This window comes from Shewanella japonica (assembly GCF_002075795.1).
Taxonomy (GTDB): domain Bacteria; phylum Pseudomonadota; class Gammaproteobacteria; order Enterobacterales; family Shewanellaceae; genus Shewanella; species Shewanella japonica.
Window position 1 is genome coordinate 4,249,725 of the sequence record NZ_CP020472.1, and the last position, 18,466, is coordinate 4,268,190.

Genomic DNA, 18,466 nt, shown 5'->3' on the forward strand with positions numbered 1-18,466 from the left:
CGGCGGTTTTTTTTGCTTGTTTCAACCTACATTGAAGGCTGATTAGAATGCCAATTCAACACCGGCAAAAGCACCTTTAAATGACATGTTTTGAGTTGTGCTAGAGAAGTCATCAACGTCAAAGTTAAATTCGCGGTAACCCACACGAACAGCTGTATCAAGTGCAACACCATCAAACTTCCAACCAAGACCTGCGTTGTAGTCGTATACACTCGTTTCATCAACACCTAACATCACGTCAGCAAATGCATATAAACCGAGTCCTGGTACACCGACTTCAGCGCTGGCATAAACCATAACGATGCCGCTATCGACATCAACTTCTTCTGGATGACCAGGATCTTGAACACGTAAAGAGCCGTGCATTTGTTTGTAAGCAGCACCTAAGTCTAAAGCAACTAAATCGTTATCTAAGATTTCGTAATAAAGCACAAAATCAGTGTTACTTAAGTCATTGAAAACTGTCGTATCAGAATCAAACTGGTGACCATTAAACATGAAGTTTGAATCGATTTGGCTTCCTTTACCTTCTAGGCGGTTTTCACGAATTTTGACATTCGGCACTAAAGGAATTGGATGCTCAAAGGCAACCCATAAACTACCTTGAGACTTAGACTCGTAGTTATACGTTTGTGCTACACCATCATCGCTGTTGAATGAACCACTGGTATCAGCATCCCAGTAATCACCACCAACTTTAAAACCAACAACAGTAGCTGCATGAGCAGAAGAAACGCTCAACATACCTAATAAGGCAGTGGCAAGAAGTGTCTTTTTCATCATTATCCCTGAGAGAGTAAGTTAGTTAAATCAATCACCGCGGCATTTGCACGCGATATATAGTTGGCCATCACTAGAGAGTGGTTAGCCACCAATCCAAATCCATCACCGTTTAAAACCATTGGGCTCCATACGGTTTGCTGAGTTGCTTCGAGTTCACGAATTATCTGACGTAAGCTCACCTCAGCATTTTTCTTTTCCAGCACATCGGCAAAATCAACTTCGATGGCTTTCATAAAGTTTAATAACGCCCAAGCAGAACCACGGCTTTCATACAACACATCATCAATTTTCCACCAGCTTGTTTTTATTTCTAAGCTCGCCATTGATGACGTTGATTGTCTTGCTGCGGTATCACCAGCTAAATCGGTATTCAATCTATCTTGACCAACACTGGCAGATAAACGTTGTGACATACTGCCTAAACGCTTTTGCACTTCTTTAAGCCACTCGTTTAAATTATCTGCACGGGCATAAAACTGGGCATTACTGTTTTCAGTATCACTGATTTTAGCGCGATAAAGTTTCAATAGTTTTATGGCTTCACGATATTCACTTTCAGCACTCGGCACTAACCAGCTAGTATGCTCAATATTCAGTTTTGAATGAGCGGCAAGTAAGTCTGCATCTGCCGTTGATTGTGATTGCGAACGACTGAACTCCTTACGCATAATTAAGGCCAAATCACGAGATTGCTCTAATGCGCCAAACTCGAATGCTGGCATATTATCCATCATCACAGAAGGTGGCATAATATCATTGGATAACCAGCCACCTGGTTTGTCCAATAAGGTTTCCATGGTTGAAATTAATGACGATGTGGTCGCATAACCAACAACATCTTCACCGCGCTCATTTTGCAGTACTTCTGGCTCAAGAATATCAGGCTCGATACTCCACCAAACCGAGATAACGTATCCGATTAAAAAGATAAACCCGACTACGCCAATGACTTTATTCCTTGTTACTTGCATCAATACAACTCCTTAATGATGATGGTGATGATGGCTTTCTTGGGATTCATTACTCGCCTTTTTCTCAACCGTCAGTTCAACTTGTAGTAGTTCGCCATTTTTAAAAACCAATTCTAAAGGGACTGTATCCCCTACTTTCAAAGGCTCTGTAAGTGATAACAGCATGATATGATCACCAGAGGCCTGTAATGACAAGGTGCCATGAGACGGGATCTCGAACCCTTCTACCTGACGCATTTTTACCATGCCATTTTCTTCAATTAACGTATGAAGCTGAGCTTCTTTTGCCACTGGTGTATTCACAGCGACTAATGTGATTGCTTTGTCAGTATGGTTCATTAATGTCATGTATGCTGCGGTATTTGGCACACTTGCAGGCATGGCTCTTACATGACCATCACTTAACATTATTCCAGCAAAAGCCGAAAAAGAAAACGTGGTTAAAACTAAAAAACTAAACAGTTGTTTGAATATTGCTTTCAATGTCTTAAACTCCATTTACACCCTACTCGCGTCCATAAGGAAAACAACGAATGAGCCAGATTCAGGTTAAGGATGATCAAGGCGTACGTATTATCAGTTTTAATCGTCCAGAAAAACGTAATGCCTTTAATCTTAAAATGTACCAACAGCTTACAGAATACCTGATCCAAGGTGAGAGCGACAATGACATTCGTGCCTTTATGTTGCGTGGTGAAGACAAATGTTTCACATCAGGTAATGATATTGCCGATTTCCTTGCCAGCGGCGAGCTAAACGACAGTCATCCTACGGTACAATTCTTACATTGCTTGCTCACGCTCAAAAAACCAATTGTTGCTGCTGTATCTGGAGCAGCTGTTGGGATTGGCACAACCATGCTGCTACATTGTGATCTCGTTTACGCTGATAACAGTGCTAAATTTCAGTTACCGTTTGTGAATTTAGCGTTAGTCCCAGAAGCGGCCTCGAGTTTACTTTTACCTTTGATTGTTGGCCAGCAAAAAGCGGCAGAATTGCTCTTATTAGGCGAAAGTTTTACCGCAGAGACAGCATATGAGCTCAATATCATTAATCGTGTGGTTGAACAATCGGATTTAGATAACTTTGTGTTAAGCCAAGCTAAAAAATTAGCGGCTAAGCCACCATTGGCCATGCAAGCATCTAAAAAGTTACTACGATACAATCAAGCAGAAGTGAAACAGCAAATGCTTACTGAGCTTGAGTTATTTAGTGAAAGGTTAAAAAGTGATGAAGCGAAAGCCTGCTTCCAAGCATTTTTATCTCGCTAATCAATGTGGTCATTAAGTCGGCTCATCTAAAACCAGCTTGGTAATCAACTGACGATGCAAGTAATTTCAGCTAGGGGCGGTGATGACCATCACTGTCCCTTACATTAATAGCGAGACTGTTGCTGACTTACGATAATGGCAGCGATAAAGTAACCTATTAGACCAACAGTTGGACTTAAAAAGATAACGATAAACGTTAATACACGCGTCCACATGACAGACCAACCGAATTGTTTTGCTACCGAAAGGCATGCGCCGCACACTAATCGTTTTTTAGCTTTCAAATAGTTCTCTACATCTGACATGTTCATTCTTTTTCTCCTACTAAACCAGCTTGGTTAAATTCTGCTGAGATAGCATCTACATGGCTAAATTGGTACCGCTGCAACCCGCAAATCAAAAGTGAACACACAATAAAACTGATTACGGGAAGCAGAAGAAGTGAAATCAACGGATCTGCTAAATGAAATATCATCATTAAATCCATGAATTAGTCCTCGTTACTGGCTAATACTGATTCCGCATTTTCTTCCTGTGCTGACTCAGCTAATTCTAGTGAGCTATTTAAAGCAAATACTTGCTCAGCGATTTGACTATGCAGTGACAATACAATTTCTTGTTTCGCTGTTTGCAGCATTTCTGTTGCAGTTTCACTGATTCGAGTTTCTAACACATGAATCACATCGGCACTGTTCAAATCGTTTGCTTGTGCTCCCATACTTGCTGTTGCAAGCAGTGCAACCAAAGCTGTTTTTTTCATGACACTTTTTGCTGATGAAGTTGCATTAGTGTTTGCCGATAATAATGAACCAGTTGTATTTGTAGTTGAGTTAAACATGATGTCTTCCTTTTCATTTGTTGGGTACACCATGGTTATTACAAGCTGCGTGCCAAGTTTTAAAATATTTTTTAACACCTGATTTATAAGATTTTTTATTAAAAAACTTTCTAATCGACTAAAAAGCGCATTGAGCGTTTTTTAAACTATTAGTATTTTTAACCACTAAAATAGTGAAATTAGCTAAAACTTAATTAGCCAAATAACAGTCAAAAAAAAGCGCCCTATAAAGACGCTTTTAAAAGTTAATTTAGCTCGACAGCCGCATCATGTTAGCGATACTAATAGCCTAGATGCCAATGCAAGATAATCATTCACAACTATCAAAGGTTGTTGTTAGGATAAAAGGTCACATCAGCAGGTGGGCGGCTTAGCTCCATTCTTGCCACTGCGTCCCAAATAACCGAGACACCAGCACCAGCTTTATGAGCATTCTCACTTAAATGTCTGCGCCATCCTCTTGAGCCAGGTAAACCTTGAAATAAACCAATCATATGACGAGTGATATGATTTAACCGTCCGCCCTGCGCTAAATGTTGCTCAATATAAGGCATCATTTGTTCAATAACCTGCTCACGGGTAATGACGGGTTTATCATCACCATAGATAATCTGGTCAACCTTAGCGAGTAAATAAGGGTTCTGATATGCCTCACGGCCTATCATCACACCATCTAATTGCTCTAGGTGCGTTAACGAGTCTTCTAAGGTTTTTACACCGCCGTTAATACTGATATTCAAATCGGCATAATCACGCTTTAACTGGTACACACGCTCATAATTAAGTTCCGGTATTTCCCGGTTCTCTTTTGGGCTTAATCCTTGTAACCACGCTTTTCGAGCATGCACAATAAAGGTATCGCAGCCAACCGCTTTTACCGAATCAACAAAATCAGTGAGAAATTGATAACTGTCTTGCTCATCGATACCGATTCGAGTTTTAACCGTTACAGGGATATCAGCAACTTGCTTCATCGCATCAACACACTCAGCCACAAGTTGTGGCTCGCCCATTAAGCAGGCACCAAAACGGCCATTCTGGACTCGATCAGAAGGACAACCCACATTGAGGTTAATCTCATCATAGCCGCGCTCAAACGCTAACTTGGCGCACGTAGCTAAGTCTTTTGGATTTGAACCGCCCAATTGAAGCGCGACAGGATGCTCTTCTTCGTTATACGCCAAGTAATCGCCTTGACCATGAATAATTGCACCTGTGGTGACCATCTCGGTATACAGCACGGTATTCGCTGACATCAACCGAGCAAAATAGCGATAATGTCTATCAGTCCAATCCAGCATGGGCGCAATAGAGAGTGCTCTGTTTAACTTCTTGTTTGTCACAACTAACTCAACCTTTTACAAATCAATTGGTTAAACCAAAAACTATCGATTACAACCAGCTTAAATAAAATGCCTTTCAGGCCTATTCTTACTTTTCAGTCCGTTTGGGGAACCTGATCCACCTCTTCTAAAGTGGTTTATTATAAACAACGGAGCATACAAAAAGACGAATTATACCATTAATAAGCGTACAAGAAAGAATGCAACCGCTTATTACACGACAGTCAGAATGACAGGTAAACTTAATCCAGCTATAACCTCTACTTTTGTCCCCAACTTTCCTCATTCTGAGGTGCCAATTTGAACTCTTTTACTAACCAGTTGGAGTTATTGAAATGTAAATGTTGGTAAATTTGCCCCCTTAACCAAATTGAACAGCCCCCCTAGGAATTAACAACACCCTTACAACCGATAATTTCCACAAAGACAAAATAAAAGCTTAAACCGATTACCATAATATTAATAATAGATATAAATCAATAGCATAACCTTTATCCTAAATAGGAAAAAATCTATTTTTAACGCTTTCAATTAATTTACATTGTCAAACTAAAATTTACAAATAGTTGCGATCGTGATCGTAAAACTAAAAACATGTATCAAGTCGTGATGAGAATGATTTGCATTTGTAACAATGCGGTATCAAAATGCCCGCGAATATAAATTGATAATAAATAGGACTTTCTGATGGCGAAGCATACATTCCCGATCGCACCTTTAGCTATTGCTGTAGTTTCCGCATTACTAACAGCATGTGGTGGAGGCTCTTCAGACTCAAACTCTGCACCAGTATTTGACACAACTTCACTGGCTGTAACTGTGCAAGAAGACACTAGTTTTGATGGTAATTTAATCGCCACTGATGAAAATAGCGATCAAATCACCTTTTCTATTACTCAGACACCTGAAAATGGGTCACTTTCATTGAGTGCTGATGGAAGCTACAGTTATACGCCAGCAGTTGATTTTTTTGGTACAGACACCGCAATAGTACAAGCAAGTGATGGAACGGTTGCCACCTCAGCAAATCTGGTATTCACTGTCACCAATGTGAATGACATCCCCGTAATTGTAAGTAGCAGCATCGCTGTGAATGCAAATGGTGTGACTGAAGGACAAATTGTGGCGACGGATGCTGACGATGACGATCTAAGCTACAGCATTGAAGCTGCCCCAGAATCAGGAACATTAACACTTGATGCAATAACGGGCTCATTCACTTACACCGCAGACCCATTATCATTTGCCAAATCTTTTACAGTAGGTGTCACCGATGGGCATTCTGACATGCTCACAGCCGTTATTGAGCTTAAGCCTAGCTACGAAACTAATCAGCAAAAGCAAGACTATTACTACGCTTCCGAATTATCACATCTTAAGCAGTCTCAGGCATTAATTGATAGCCTTGAACAAGACAATCTAGCTGACCCAGCCTACCTTGCGTTAGCCCGCGGTTATGCCAATGCAGGCTTTACTGACGAAAGTAGCCGTATTGTCAATGAAGATATTATTAATCAAGACAACAAAGCCAGAGCATTAAAAGATATTGCATCTGACTATAATGACAATGGTTTATTTGACCAAGGTGACACACTTCGTGATGAGGCATTAAAAGTCTACAATATCTACGTCGCAGACAAAGGCTTTAGTAGCTTCAATACCTCAGATGGTGGATTTTACCTTTCTCTATTAGGCGATTATCAAGACAGCGGCAATGAACTAGGCGCCGAAAATGTATTAGCAACGCTTGAGCTGATTAAAGAAGCACTAAAATCTGATGAATATACGACAAGTTATGGCTATTTACTGACTAGCAACCGTAATTATGTCGAGGCATTGCAAGCACAATACTTGGCGGATAAAACAGAGGCGAATCGACTTAAATTTGTTGCTTCCGTTGATCATTTTGTCGAGTACATTGAAGATATCGGTTATGAGTATTTACCCTCTTCAAAAACCAATGCCGGAAGCCCTGATTATTATAGACGAGCATTTTATTACGGCTGGGCGCTTGAATACTATGTTCGTGCAGGCGAAGAGCTTAAAAGTAAGGAGCTCATCGCGCGGATAATTTCTCTACACGGTGAGGTAACTTACGATGAAGAATATAATCGTCCAGCGAATGAGTATGCGGAATATACCAAAGAGAACGGCGTCGCTTATGCATTACAACTCGCGGCCGGTCCGCTAGAACTGTTTTACCCTAACATAACACCGAACCCAGCTTTAGCGATTGTAGCAGGTTCCGAATTCTTAGATCGGTATGAATCAACGGTTCAGGAAGAGATTGACGATTATCATGGGTTATCAATCATACTTGAGGGTGGCAGTGTTGAAACCGCAACAGACTATTTAATTGCTCTATCACCAGATGCTTACCGAACACAGTTCAGAGCCGTTGCAGAGCAAACAATTACCAGCCCAGGATTAACCACACACCTTATTAATTATGGTATGTATGATGAAGCCAAACAGGCTATTGAAGTTGCCAAAGGCATTCTTACCAGTGAAGAAATGATTAATGAAAGGCTGACGTCTCCAGCCTACATTGTTGGCGACTGGGGCTGTGGTAAATTGATCGAATTACTCCAACGGATGGATGCTCAAGATGATGCCAAAGCATTATTCCCAACCTGCCATCAACTATTAACTGATAACTACCCGATCAACGCAGAAGGCCTTACAACCTCTAACCTGTTAGATGCACGACAGAAGTTGATGAGCATTGCTGGTAAAGTCGATGAGTCAGAAGTCGCAGCAGCCACGACCATTGAAGCACTATCGTTGATCGACATAGTCAGTGATTTTGAAGACCGTATTGAATGGCGTTACGAATTTTCCCAAAGCGCTGCACTTAACGGCTTGTTAATGAGTGCTGCTGAGCAAACAACAACATTAGTAAACGAATATATAGCCGGATATGAGGCATTTGTTGCTGCAGAAGATGGCGATGAAGAAGCAGGATTAGACTTAGGTATTGATATACTTGAGCAACTTGCTAGCCCTGATGATTTTAATACCTCTACTGATGCGTACTCTGTGGTAACACAAATGCGTTATCACGCAGCATCGGATGAATATGCGACAAGTTTAGCCAGCGTACAAGCTGATATTGCAAAGCTAATTAGTTTCATTGATACCAAGGTGCAAACACAAACCGCAACCATTCAAGCTAATATTTACGAGGATTCGGTCGCCCTACTTGCTGGAGCGCGTAACTACGATTTAGCAAAAGAGATCATTGCTCGAGATGCCAATGCAGAAGCTGCTCAATTAGAGCTTACCTCTGTATTAGCTGAAGAAATCGCCCTACAAGAAGATTTCCCTGCAACTGTTGCTGCTAACGTCGATACAGATCAAGACGGTAAGCCTAACTTCTTCATCAGCACAGCAACTGAAGAACAAATCACCGCTTCTGGCTTGACCGCTGATGATGATACTGACGGTGACGGTATTCTTGACAGCGAAGATGTTAATCCACTATTGCCTGATAACGCGCAGTAACGGTTAACACTATGAAGTTAACACTTAATCCTGTATACGTCAGCATGATGCTGGCGTTAAACCTAACGGTAACCTTTTCCGCTTTTGCGGAAGAGGTTGACTCTTTTGAACAGCAACAACAAACAATCCTGGCAAGCACTAAAAAGACTGCTGAATTATGGCAGAGCTGTGCTCAGCACTTACGTTTTCCCGAAGCGAAGTTACTGAGCGACGAGCAAGCTAAATTAATGAAAGGCTGCCTTAACAATGACGGAACACCTGTTGAGGTGATAGAAGTCACAGGTCGTTACTTTGGCCCAGAAGTACTTGAAGCCCAAGGTAGAATATTCCTATCTCAGGATTTCATTGAAAATGCCCCTATTGGCAATGGTGACATTACTGAGCTATTAAAAGGTCTTCCGGGTATTCAAACCAGTGAAGCTGACAATAGCTTATCGAGTCTAACGGACATTCGTTCGCGTGAGGTATCTATTTCTGGCGGTAAAGCCTACCAAAATGGATTTTTTATAGACGGAATGAACGTCAATAGCCGTATCGACCCTGGTAGCTCTTCATTAGCCACAAGTAGCCAAAACTCAGTAGCGGGTCATACAAACGAGTTCTTCTTAAACAAAGACTTAGTAGAAAGCATTACCGTCTATGACTCTAATATTCCCGTCGAATATGGCGAGTTTGTGGGTGGTGTTGTGGAATCTCAAAGTAAAGATGCCTGGGATTTACCCGCGGTAAGACTGGGGTACCGAGGCACTAGTTCTGATTGGGTGGAGTTCCATGATATCTATGGCGACAATGCCGATCCTTCTGAATCTACTTTTGACAAGCCGGTATATGACAAACACCAATACAAACTTCAACTTGCTAAGAAGCTGGAAGATGGCCGAGGTATTGGTCTAAATGTTAATCACACCACATCGACACAGAGTATCGAGTCCCTTGGCGTATTAGAAGATACCGAAAGTACAAACTCGAACGTGATGTTGAAGTACGACTCTGAACTAGATTGGTTTGATCACCTTAGTGTATCAGCGCTTTATGCCCCTTTTGAAAATCACGATATTCTCACTGACACCTTAAATAGTGAGTACACAACCAAAGGGGGTGGCTATGCACTAAACGCGGTGGGTTATCGAAACCTTGGTTGGGCCGACTGGAAAATTACTGCTAACAGTCGTTACAGTGAAAATAGCCGCACAGCACCTCAAGATTACTTCTCTTGGGCGAATGTTCCAGGAAAAGATTGGGCTGATCCTTGGGCGACCGTATCTAAAGAAGGTGCTTATGGTGATCTCGATACCCAACAAATCACCTATTCGTTAAATAACAAGTTTGATTTTGACGCCAATTTTTGGGACTTAGACCATCAATTTAGTATGGGTCTACAATTAGAAAGTCAGCAAATATTGCGTGATCGAGAGCAGCAAGCTGTGACCTATTCTAACGCTAGAATAAACAGCCAAGTTGACTGTAATGGCAACAATTACGATTGTATTGAACAGTCAAATAACACCTCTATTGAAGAGCTGGAAGCCATATTAGGTGAGCCATTTGATCCAACCAACCCTGAACACCTCGCGCTTTATGAAAAGTCAGTCGGTACAACGGGACAGTTTTTTCAACGGCGAGTTATTTATCAAGAGGAACATATTGATGTCACTGTGCGTAAAGCATCAATGTACATTCAAGATGTGATCGAGTGGGACAACCTAAAACTAAATTTAGGTTTGCGTTATGACACTGAAGATTTCTTTGGTAATCATAATATCGCGCCACGTATTTCCGGTGGTTATGACCTTTTTGGCGACAACCAAACCTTAATCACTTTTGGTGCTAGCCGCTATTACGATGCGAATTTAACAACCTATGCAATTCGCGAGCAGCAGTTACCTTATATCACCCAATACCGTGACTCATACAATAATGTTGTCGGTGATTGGATTGATGACAGCGAGCAAGACTTAACGCGGTATCGATACGACGGCGTAAAAACCCCCTATTCTGATGAATTAACCTTGGGCTGGAAACAAGAAGTGCTTGGTGGTTTCTTGTCCTTGCGTGGCGTTTGGCGCCAAAACAAGGATGAAATTGGTCAGGGTGACTCTGTTAGAGAAGGAGGCTATACCTATCTTTATCAAGTTAACAAAGGTGAGAGCGAGCAAAAGCGTATTTCCCTGTCTTGGAATGGCCAATGGCGCAATCATAGTTTCTGGGCGAATACTTCTTGGTCTGAAACTTATACGAGTCAGGAAAGCTATGATGACAATATCGACGATACACCAGCTGAAGATATTGTTGCTTATGAAACCACTATCATTAATGAAGATGGCACAGAAGAAACAATTTATACCGCTGTTTCTCTAGACGACCTTGACCGACTTGCATCAAATTATGCACGCCCTTGGATAGTTAATATGGGCTGGACCGCCAAGTGGACTGATGATTTACAAACGACGTTAACCGCAACATACACCCAAGGCTACACGTCTGTATCAGCAACTTCAGAAGTACATGAATTTGAAGATATTATTGAGACAACCCCTTCAGGTGAATTGTTACCCCTCGAAGCGACTATTTATAGGGAGTTTGAATACGATGATGCCATTTTATTTAATGCATCATTACGCTACCGATTACCTGATTTCAATAAGCACGGCCTAGCCTTGAGCTTTGATATAAGTAACTTATTAGACAGCAGAACATATTCGGTATTACCAGGTGAGTCTGGGGTTGAGGTTGGCCGGAGTTTCTGGCTAGGCATAAATTATACCTATGACTAAAGACACAGCATAAGTTGCAACAAAGCTAGACCTGCGTGTTGGTAAGCTATTTAGTTTACCAATACGCTGAGCACCCTAAACCTAACTTACGGTTATTAAATTAAATAGCCTAATTAATATTATGTATTCCAGATTTAATTGATAACAATCACGCATAAACACGATGTAAATATTATCAACGATATGTCTGGATCTTTTTTAACTAGTTCGTGATGCGAACATAACTTTCTCCTAATGTGCACTCAATGAATGAATACAGAAAAATGCTGACGAGCTGTGCTCGTCTTATCGCTTGTATTGTTGTCTTCATAAGCGTTACTTGTTCAGCCCAATACCAATGGGATCCCGCTTTGACTACGGGCAAGTTAGACAATGGACTCCAGTACGTTATCTACAACAGTGATAAAAAAACTGATCCTTTTAATATACGCTTGATTGTTAACGCAGGCTCCGTAGACGAAAAACAACGCGCAGGTGTTGCGCATATGCTTGAGCATATGGTCTTTCATAAAACTCAGAACCACCCAGAAGGGATCCACAACTATCTCGAAAAACTGGGGTGGAAAACAGGTTTGCAAGTTAACGCAATGACTCGTCAAACTGAAACTCAATACATGATTCGAACTCGGCCAAATGATGCATTAGATATGCAAGGATCACTTGCATTAATGTCACAACTTGCAGGCCACGCCACCTTAGATGCAGCTGATTGGCAGCGAGAACGAGGAGTAATTGTTGAAGAGTGGCGTCAGGGAAATGGGCTAGCTGATGAAGTTAACCAGCTAAAAAAAGCGGTTGTAAGAAATAACTCCCGTTATGTTGATCGCCCTACTATTGGTACTTATGAATCAATTAAACAAGCCGATATCAGTGAGCTAAGAGATTTCTACAACACATTTTATGTCGCGAGTAATATGAAATTAGTCATCTCTGGTTATCTCGATGTCGCAAAAACTGAGCACGCTATTCAGCATTCGTTTGGCCTTTTACCATCAAAACCACAGCCTAAACGCGACTATGTGGCTTTGCCTTTATCGCCTAAGCTATATATAGATAAAGTGCAGCATCCTAAAGGTAGCACTTCCATGGTGGTTTATGGATTGCGTATGCCAATGCCTGACCGTACAACAGAGCAAGGTCAGTACACGTATTTACAAAATTACTTCTTACGTAAAATGATGAGAAATCAAATACGACGAAATAAATCATTAGTTGATTCTGATGATATTGAAAGCCTTAGCCTTACTGTCAAAGAGCCAACAAATAACCGTCTGATTGTTGCTATTGCCTCTCGCACTCATAATCATGAATTAGGCCTCAAAGTTGTAGCAACTGAATTGGCTCGGCTATACCGAGATGGTTTAGATAAGCAAGAATTTATCCAAATACGAGACAAAGCAAAAGAGATTAATAGCCGCAATATTAAAGCCGCAAAGCATCGTGATTTTGCCGCTTGGGAAGATAAAATTACTGAAGCGTTTGTACAAGGCAGCTTGTTAGAGTCGCCAGTTGCACGTAGCGAGCGCACTCATCAATGGCTGAATAAGATGACCTTTGAAGAGCTTAACGCACGCATGCGTGAAATGCTTGATACTGAAGACAACTTTTTATACTTCCAAGCTGGTGGCGATCAACAAATCACACTACCAACAACTGCAGAAGTTCGTCAATTGCAGGCTGATATCCAAGCAAATATCAATACTCTTGAAAAAAGTGTGTTGCTAGCCGATGTCAAACCCAAAGCAGCCCAAGCCATCAATACAGCCTCGGTCTCAGAAGTAACGACACCTAATCTGCCAAAAGTGACCTCAAAACCTGGTAGTTGGTCTCCACTTGAATCTGAGCAGTGGCAATATCAACAGCAAACATTAACCTTAAGAAAATACCAGCTAAGCAATGGTGACCAACTGTTGTGGCTTAACAAACCTACCTCTGATAATAAACTGTATATCAAAGCGTTAACTCAAGTAGGTTTTCAAAACAACGCGATACCAGCGTGGCTTGCTCAAACCAGTATACAGTTGTGGCAACAGAGTGGTTTAGCGCAATGGAGTGAAACTGAGTGGCAACAATGGCAAGTGGATAATCCACATTGGCAATGGGAATTTAAAGCCAATGAGCTGGATTTAGCTGCTGTTATAGCACCCGATCAATTAGCAACCTTAATGCAGTTATATCATTTACGAATGAGTACAGGTATTGATAAAGGTGCCTGGGAGTCAGTTAAAAATGACGTTGTTGAACAGGCAAACCGAATTCAACCAAAATCGCAATTTGTCAATCAACAACGTTTCGGTGAATCAACGTTTGATGACATTAACCAAGTTGACGTTGATGCCTTAAACCAAGCAAAAATTGAAGAGCACGCCAAAACTATCTTATCGCAACCAGTCACCTTCTATATCATTGGGGAATTATCGCAAACTGATTTAGAACAGCAAATGAGTCACTCATTGGCGAATATTAGCCGCAAAGCGAGTTTGGATAACAGCAGCAGCATGCAACTTCCAGCTAACCGTGTTGAGTATATTCAAAGCCATGACCAGCAAAAAGCCGAGATTAGTCAGTACGGGTATTTACCGATGCAGTGGACCCCCGAAAATGCATTCTTAGTATCAACGCTGACACCTATTGCGAAAAAAATGCTTAAGAAGAAACTCAGGCAAGAACTCGGCGGCATTTATTCTATCAAATTTGAAATGCGCTTAGATCCTCAGCAGAACAGAGTGGAAACTGAAGTGCATTACACTTGCGCACCAGAGCGTGCTGATGAATTACTTACTGCGACGAATGAAGTGCTTAACAACCTGTCTTCCGCTATTGCTGAACAAGATTTACAACGTATTGTGGAAGATATCTATTTTGCAGAAAAAAGCCGTAATAACAATGCTAACACTTGGCTGAGAAGACTTATTTTATCTGACAAACGTTATAAAAATGCTAGCTATATCAAGCGGTCTGGACAATTACACGACCAGGTAACCCTTGAAGGCTTAGAAGTACTAGCAAAACAAATCTTCCCATTACCACATCGATTAACCTTCATCGATATGCCCGGAGGAAAAAAATTATAGATGATACGTCGGCCACTCAATATAACAGTGGCCGAGTTATTGATTTTAATAAACGACCAAGACATAACAGTAGGGCAAAACATGAAAGCAAAAAAAATGATTGCCGCAGCAATTTTCTTCAGCACCTTAGTCGGCACTGCGCAGGCGGCAACAGACTTTGGTGAAGGTGTGAATAGAGACTACCTAGTACCAGTATCGACCTTGATGGACTCGCCAGAGGATTACCTTGAAAACACGGTTACTATTGAAGGAACCATTGTCGGAGTATGTGAGCACCGTGGTTGTTGGATGACCATTGCCTCTGACAAGCGATTTCAAACATTGCGAATAAAAGTGAAAGACGGCGAAATGGTATTTCCATTAACTGCTCGTGGTAAAAAAGCGTTAGCGACTGGAAAACTACAGGCGCTTCGATACGATCTTGAGCAAACTCGTGAGATTAAAGCGCATTACGCTAAAGAAGCTGGCGAAGCATTCGATCCTGCATCAGTGACCGAGCCAATGACTATGTATCAACTGGTACCGACAGGAGTCAGTATCCTTGATTAAATGGTTTAAAGGTATTAATTGGTATCGTCTTAATCGAAACTTACATCGTGATATAGGGTATTTTTGCATTGGTTTTTCAATCATCTTTGCTGTATCAGGGATTGCGGTTAATCATATTGCCGATTGGAACCCTAATTATGCTGTAGAGAAGCAGACTAAGCAGGTTGATGACAGTGACTGGTTAGCACTTGATGATCAACAAATTATTCAGCGAATGCAGAACAGTTTTGGATTAACACAAACGGTAAAGTCCAGCTTTTGGCAGAATAAGAATCAGTTTGAAGTTTTTCTCGATGATGGCGATACACTGTTTTGGGATAGGCGACATCATCAGGTGAGCTATCAAGATATTGAGCCTAGAGTGATCCTTCAGGCATTGAACAAGTTGCACTTGAATGAAACACGCAATGCATGGGTGTATTTCTCTGACTTGTTTGCTGGCATGTTGATATTTTTGGCGCTGTCAGCCTTGTTTATGGTCAAAGGGAAGCACGGTCCAGCCAAGCCAAAATCCATTTTATTGATGAGTTTAGGCGTGTTCATTCCCGCCTTTTTCTTATTTTTATCCTGACACAGGTATTATAAACAATGCTTATTGAGTCCTTAAATAAAGAACTCAATAAGCATTTAAATTAGAAACTAATTGAGTGTAAATCGTATACCTTTCCCGCAATATCTATAACTTAAATCATAACTAATCAAAGCGTTAATGACATAAGCTAAAGCAAGATCGTATTAGTAATAAAATTAGTAGTTGAATTAAAAGGGCTGATTAACCATGACCCAAAACTGGCTTTCATCGCCACCTGTGACAAAGTCGGTACGAATAACGATACTTTCAACTTCAAATCGAATACTCGCACCATAAGCCGTTTTCATCTCTTCATGGAGAGAATCGAAGCTGAACTCATCACTGACATTACCCGCTTCTAACAATAACGCCCATTGCCACCAAGGTACGTTATACAGATTAAACACAGGTAGATTCTGCAGGGGCTGCCAGCGAGGAGTGATGCGATATTCTAAAGCATAATTAACTGCACTACGGCCAGTAAATTGCTTTGAGTCGTACCCTCTAAGTCGATCAAAACCACCCAAGGAGACGCCAGCAAAACTCGGCGGACGCTTAAATTCTTGTGTACTATTGTCAATATCATTCCAAGTTGGCGTATCGGCAATATAAACATTGGTAGCTAATACTTGATCTTCAAACCAAGCATTGCTCCCAAGTGACAAAAATGCACTTTGCTCAAATTCCCACATCAACCAATTTGGGTCATCATTTATATCGCTACCACGGGTAATGGTTAAATTACTCTCACCACCTTGGCTACTATTATTAGCTGAATCACGGTTATCCCAGTTAAGCGACAACTCAAAGCCTCTGGCTTCATCAGGTAAGTAATCCAAGGCCTCTAACTCACGATATTTGTTAAAGGGAGTTAAACTAATGCTTGTGACACCAGATTCTAATGGATTCCAGCTCACTGCATTTTTCTTTCTCGCTAACGAGGCTGCTGCGCCATTTTTGCCACCAGCAATAGGCAGGACATATTTAATATGTAGTTTTGAAAAACCTTCATCACCAACACTGACTATTCGCTCACTATCATTAGCCTGTGGTGCTTGTGGTGCTTGTGGTGCTTGTGGTAAGTAGTAAATTCCTTGTTCATAGTGACCACGAAATACCTCAGCACTAAACAGCCATTGATCAAGTTTAGGTAATTGATAATTATAAAATCCAGCATAAGTTAACCAGCTGTCATTTGCAGAGTATAGGCCAATGCCTAAAGCGACTGCTTGCGCTTGGCCAGCATGCTTTACTAATCCTGCAGCGCCAAATGTGGTGCTAAGGGTTTCTGTTGAAAAAACAATAGGAACAGCGACAAACTCAGGATCATATTGATGATTTGATTGTGGTTCAGACTGTTTTTGAGCCGTTTGATTAGCGTCTTCAGTATCTCTAGCCGCTTCATCATGAGGCAACTCTACCGATACAGTGGCCCCTTCTGACGCCAATGTTTGTATATTGGGCGTTTCAATATCGCTACTCTGTGAGATCACAGAGCTTGCTTGAGCCACACTATTTACGCTTAATAAAAGGCAATAAATCAATACTACAGATTTATACAACTGCACCTAATTTTCCTTCTAATACAGGCTAACTATTGACTTAATTAACCTGCAACATCTAGTTTCACAACGAAAATTACTGACAAATGTTATTGCTGTAAATCTACTACAACCCTGGGAGTCAGTTTAGTCACAAGCTCATAAGCAATGGTGCCTATGTGCTCCGCAACTTCTTCAACGGCAAGCGCCTTGCCCCATAACTGAACAAGATCGCCAACCTTATCTGTAGCATCTTTACCTAAATCCACTGTCAGCATATCCATAGATACACGACCAACGATCGGTACTCTACGACCATTTAACCAAACAGGGGTGCCTTCTGGAGCATTGCGTGGATATCCATCACCATAACCAATGGCAACAACGCCAAGCCGAGTATCATTATCAGCGGTCCAATGGGCGCCATAACCAACACTTTCTCCGGCTTTATGTTCCCTGACAGCAATCAGGTTAGACACTAATTCCATGGCAGGTGTAAGTCCATGATGGGTGCCTTTGTCACCGAAAACAGGTGAAACACCATATAATGCAATGCCAGGTCTAATCCAGTCGCACTGGCTGTGCGGCCAGAACAATGTAGCAGCAGAATTCGCCAAAGTTACATCACCAGGTAAGCCTTTAATCAGCTGCTCAAACGCATCAATTTGACGTTGTGTTAATGCATTATCGGGTTCATCAGCGCAGGCAAAATGTGTCATTAAGTGAATTGGCTTAGCCACATTAGGACAAGTAAGCAGACGTTGATATATCTCGTTAAATTGCTCTAAATCAAAGCCTAAACGGTGCATACCTGTGTCCACTTTCATCCACACAGTAATCGGCTTAGATAAGGACGACTGTTCTAACATTTCTAACTGAGACTCGTGATGCACAACCGTATCAATTTGATGCTCTACCAGCAAAGGAAGATCTGATTGGCGAAAACACCCCTCTAACAGTAATAATTTCGCACTCACGCCGCCAGCGCGAAGTTGTAGCGCCTCTTCCAGCCTTGCTAAGCCAAACCCATCAGCATTATCAACACATTGGGCGACATTTAATAAACCATGTCCATAACCATTGGCTTTAACAACAGCCATGACCTTACTATTCGGCGCAATTTCTCGCAGCCGAGTGAGGTTATTCTGTAGCGCTTGACGACTGATTTCTGCGCGTGGAAAAGGTTTCAAATACTTAGCCTTATTTTGCTGTAGTTATATGTTACTCATTACCTAACAGCATTCAAA

General features: G+C 41.4%; 15 protein-coding genes. 6 read left to right on the forward strand and 9 right to left on the reverse strand.

Features of this window, described 5'->3' with window-relative positions; all coding sequences use genetic code 11:
• Positions 1-42 precede the first annotated feature (42 nt).
• The 3 genes from SJ2017_RS18220 to SJ2017_RS18230 are packed head-to-tail and all read right to left on the reverse strand — an operon-like array spanning position 43 to position 2,252.
• On the reverse strand, positions 43-780 hold the full coding sequence (locus tag SJ2017_RS18220) for a TIGR04219 family outer membrane beta-barrel protein (RefSeq protein ID WP_080916829.1): 738 nt from the start codon (positions 778-780) through the stop codon (positions 43-45).
• 2 nt (positions 781-782) lie between these two features.
• Entirely contained in the window at positions 783-1,754 is a 972-nt protein-coding gene (locus SJ2017_RS18225; RefSeq protein WP_055023437.1) for a DUF2333 family protein, read from the reverse strand.
• A gap of 12 nt (positions 1,755-1,766) precedes the next feature.
• Positions 1,767-2,252 (reverse strand): copper chaperone PCu(A)C, encoded by a 486-nt coding sequence (locus SJ2017_RS18230; protein ID WP_055023438.1) that lies wholly within the window; start codon positions 2,250-2,252, stop codon positions 1,767-1,769.
• A 35-nt stretch (positions 2,253-2,287) separates the two neighbouring features.
• On the opposite strand from SJ2017_RS18230, the gene SJ2017_RS18235 reads away from it, so the two are divergent.
• Positions 2,288-3,025, forward strand: a complete 738-nt coding sequence (locus SJ2017_RS18235; RefSeq protein WP_055023439.1) for an enoyl-CoA hydratase — start codon at positions 2,288-2,290, stop codon at positions 3,023-3,025.
• A 104-nt stretch (positions 3,026-3,129) separates the two neighbouring features.
• On the opposite strand, the gene SJ2017_RS18240 is transcribed toward SJ2017_RS18235, so the two are convergent.
• The 4 genes from SJ2017_RS18240 to dusA all read right to left on the reverse strand — a co-directional run bounded on the left by SJ2017_RS18240 (position 3,130) and on the right by dusA (position 5,206).
• Entirely contained in the window at positions 3,130-3,336 is a 207-nt protein-coding gene (locus SJ2017_RS18240) for a PspC domain-containing protein (RefSeq protein WP_080916831.1), read from the reverse strand.
• Positions 3,333-3,512: a hypothetical protein gene (locus tag SJ2017_RS18245; protein ID WP_055023441.1), complete on the reverse strand. Its 180-nt coding sequence runs from the start codon at positions 3,510-3,512 to the stop codon at positions 3,333-3,335. The genes SJ2017_RS18240 and SJ2017_RS18245 overlap by 4 nt, the downstream gene beginning before the upstream one ends.
• Before the next feature lie 3 nt (positions 3,513-3,515).
• Positions 3,516-3,863, reverse strand: coding sequence for a hypothetical protein (locus SJ2017_RS18250; RefSeq protein ID WP_080916833.1), 348 nt, complete (start codon positions 3,861-3,863; stop codon positions 3,516-3,518).
• A 323-nt stretch (positions 3,864-4,186) separates the two neighbouring features.
• The gene (dusA, locus tag SJ2017_RS18255) at positions 4,187-5,206 is read right to left on the reverse strand and encodes a tRNA dihydrouridine(20/20a) synthase DusA (protein ID WP_156003350.1); all 1,020 of its coding nucleotides are present in this window, start codon (positions 5,204-5,206) and stop codon (positions 4,187-4,189) included.
• A 687-nt stretch (positions 5,207-5,893) separates the two neighbouring features.
• On the opposite strand from dusA, the gene SJ2017_RS18260 reads away from it, so the two are divergent.
• The 5 genes from SJ2017_RS18260 (at position 5,894) to SJ2017_RS18280 (ending at position 15,678) form a co-directional block, all read left to right on the forward strand.
• Positions 5,894-8,710: a cadherin-like domain-containing protein gene (locus SJ2017_RS18260; protein ID WP_080916835.1), complete on the forward strand. Its 2,817-nt coding sequence runs from the start codon at positions 5,894-5,896 to the stop codon at positions 8,708-8,710.
• 11 nt (positions 8,711-8,721) lie between these two features.
• Positions 8,722-11,484, forward strand: a complete 2,763-nt coding sequence (locus SJ2017_RS18265) for a TonB-dependent receptor plug domain-containing protein (protein ID WP_080916836.1) — start codon at positions 8,722-8,724, stop codon at positions 11,482-11,484.
• Positions 11,485-11,729: 245 nt separating this feature from the next.
• Entirely contained in the window at positions 11,730-14,558 is a 2,829-nt protein-coding gene (locus tag SJ2017_RS18270; RefSeq protein WP_080916838.1) for a M16 family metallopeptidase, read from the forward strand.
• Between the two features lie 81 nt (positions 14,559-14,639).
• Positions 14,640-15,107 carry a DUF4920 domain-containing protein gene (locus SJ2017_RS18275; protein WP_055023447.1) on the forward strand — a complete coding sequence of 156 codons (468 nt, stop codon included), beginning with the start codon at positions 14,640-14,642 and terminating at the stop codon, positions 15,105-15,107.
• Complete coding sequence (locus SJ2017_RS18280) at positions 15,100-15,678, forward strand: PepSY-associated TM helix domain-containing protein (protein ID WP_225442106.1); 579 nt, start codon at positions 15,100-15,102, stop codon at positions 15,676-15,678. The genes SJ2017_RS18275 and SJ2017_RS18280 overlap by 8 nt, the downstream gene beginning before the upstream one ends.
• Before the next feature lie 188 nt (positions 15,679-15,866).
• Here SJ2017_RS18280 and SJ2017_RS18285 read toward each other — a convergent pair whose 3' ends face one another.
• Both SJ2017_RS18285 and alr read right to left on the reverse strand, forming a co-directional pair.
• Positions 15,867-17,246 (reverse strand): BamA/TamA family outer membrane protein, encoded by a 1,380-nt coding sequence (locus SJ2017_RS18285; protein WP_080916840.1) that lies wholly within the window; start codon positions 17,244-17,246, stop codon positions 15,867-15,869.
• 83 nt (positions 17,247-17,329) lie between these two features.
• Positions 17,330-18,409: an alanine racemase gene (alr, locus tag SJ2017_RS18290; RefSeq protein ID WP_055023449.1), complete on the reverse strand. Its 1,080-nt coding sequence runs from the start codon at positions 18,407-18,409 to the stop codon at positions 17,330-17,332.
• Between the last annotated feature and the right edge of the window lie 57 nt (positions 18,410-18,466).

What these genes read in the sequence shown, in the direction of transcription:
- SJ2017_RS18270 (WP_080916838.1), top strand. Translation starts at nt 11,730, where the DNA reads ATGAATGAATACAGAAAAATGCTGACGAGCTGTGCTCGTCTTATCGCT.
- SJ2017_RS18245 (WP_055023441.1), bottom strand. Translation starts at nt 3,512, where the DNA reads ATGGATTTAATGATGATATTTCATTTAGCAGATCCGTTGATTTCACTT.
- SJ2017_RS18225 (WP_055023437.1), bottom strand. Translation starts at nt 1,754, where the DNA reads ATGCAAGTAACAAGGAATAAAGTCATTGGCGTAGTCGGGTTTATCTTT.
- SJ2017_RS18275 (WP_055023447.1), top strand. Translation starts at nt 14,640, where the DNA reads ATGAAAGCAAAAAAAATGATTGCCGCAGCAATTTTCTTCAGCACCTTA.
- SJ2017_RS18240 (WP_080916831.1), bottom strand. Translation starts at nt 3,336, where the DNA reads ATGAACATGTCAGATGTAGAGAACTATTTGAAAGCTAAAAAACGATTA.
- SJ2017_RS18220 (WP_080916829.1), bottom strand. Translation starts at nt 780, where the DNA reads ATGAAAAAGACACTTCTTGCCACTGCCTTATTAGGTATGTTGAGCGTT.
- SJ2017_RS18260 (WP_080916835.1), top strand. Translation starts at nt 5,894, where the DNA reads ATGGCGAAGCATACATTCCCGATCGCACCTTTAGCTATTGCTGTAGTT.
- SJ2017_RS18230 (WP_055023438.1), bottom strand. Translation starts at nt 2,252, where the DNA reads ATGGAGTTTAAGACATTGAAAGCAATATTCAAACAACTGTTTAGTTTT.
- SJ2017_RS18235 (WP_055023439.1), top strand. Translation starts at nt 2,288, where the DNA reads ATGAGCCAGATTCAGGTTAAGGATGATCAAGGCGTACGTATTATCAGT.
- SJ2017_RS18250 (WP_080916833.1), bottom strand. Translation starts at nt 3,863, where the DNA reads ATGTTTAACTCAACTACAAATACAACTGGTTCATTATTATCGGCAAAC.
- SJ2017_RS18265 (WP_080916836.1), top strand. Translation starts at nt 8,722, where the DNA reads ATGAAGTTAACACTTAATCCTGTATACGTCAGCATGATGCTGGCGTTA.